The sequence below is a fragment of the Streptomyces sp. NPDC048751 genome (assembly GCF_043198595.1).
In the GTDB taxonomy this organism is placed as follows: Bacteria; Actinomycetota; Actinomycetes; order Streptomycetales; family Streptomycetaceae; genus Streptomyces.
In genome coordinates, this window is record NZ_JBICUX010000047.1 from 1 (window position 1) to 1,129 (window position 1,129).

The 1,129-nt window shown below is 66.5% G+C and carries 1 protein-coding gene; it reads left to right on the top strand.

The features are described 5' to 3' along the window. Window positions 1–37: 37 nt before the first annotated feature. On the top strand, window positions 38–1,129 hold the full coding sequence (locus tag ACGFNV_RS46810; RefSeq protein ID WP_393631802.1) for an IS630 family transposase: 1,092 nt from the start codon (window positions 38–40) through the stop codon (window positions 1,127–1,129).

A 1,129-nucleotide genomic window follows, 5' to 3' on the forward strand; every position in this document is an offset into this window, starting at 1 on the left:
CTAGTGACCTGAGTCGGAGATTCGTCGTTGGTTCGGTATGAGTCGTCCGGGTCCGAAGATTCCGCCGCTGTCACTGACTGATACCCAACGGGCTGTGCTGGAGGGCTGGGTGCGTCGCCGCACGACGGCTCAGGCGCTGGCCCAGCGCTCGCGGATCGTGCTGGAGTGCGCCGACGGGCACTCGATCATGGAGGTGTCGCGTCGGCTGCAGGTCACGCCGGACACGGTCCGCACCTGGCGGCGGCGTTTCCTCGAACGGGGCCTGGACGGCCTGTCCGACGAGCCGCGGCCCGGCGTCCCGCGGAAGATCACCGACGCGGACGTCGAGCGGGTCATCGTCAAGACACTCGAGGAGAAGCCGAAGAACGCCACCCACTGGTCGACCCGGTCGATGGCGGCGGCCACGGGTATGTCGCAGTCGGCGATCTCGCGGATCTGGCGGGCGTTCGCACTGGCGCCGCACCGGTCGCAGACGTTCAAGCTGTCCACGGACCCGCTGTTCATCGACAAGGTCCGCGATGTCGTGGGCCTGTATCTCGACCCGCCGGAGAAGGCCCTGGTGCTTTGTGTGGACGAGAAGTCCCAGATCCAGGCCCTGGACCGGTCGCAGCCCGTGCTGCCGATGGTTCCCGGCGTTCCCGAACGCCGCAGCCACGACTACGTCCGCGCCGGCACCACCACCCTGTTCGCCGCACTGGAAGTCGCCACCGGCAAGGTGATCGGCTCCCTCCACCGGCGCCACCGGGCCGTCGAGTTCAAGAAGTTCCTGACCAAGCTCGACAAGGAAGTCCCCGCCGACCTCGACGTGCACCTGATCCTGGACAACTACGTCACCCACAAGACGCCTGCCATCAAGCAGTGGCTGCTTGCGCACCCACGCTTCCACCTGCACTTCACACCGACGAGTTCGTCCTGGCTGAACCTGGTCGAGCGGTGGTTCGCCGAGCTCACCCAGAAGAAACTCAAGAGAGGCGTCCACCGCTCCGTCCAGGCCCTCGAGCGGGACATCCGGTCCTGGCTCGCCGACTGGAACGAGCACCCGCGGCCGTTCGTCTGGACGAAAACCGCCGACGAGATCCTCGACAAAGTCGCCGCCTACTGCCGACGAATCTCCGACTCAGGTCACTAG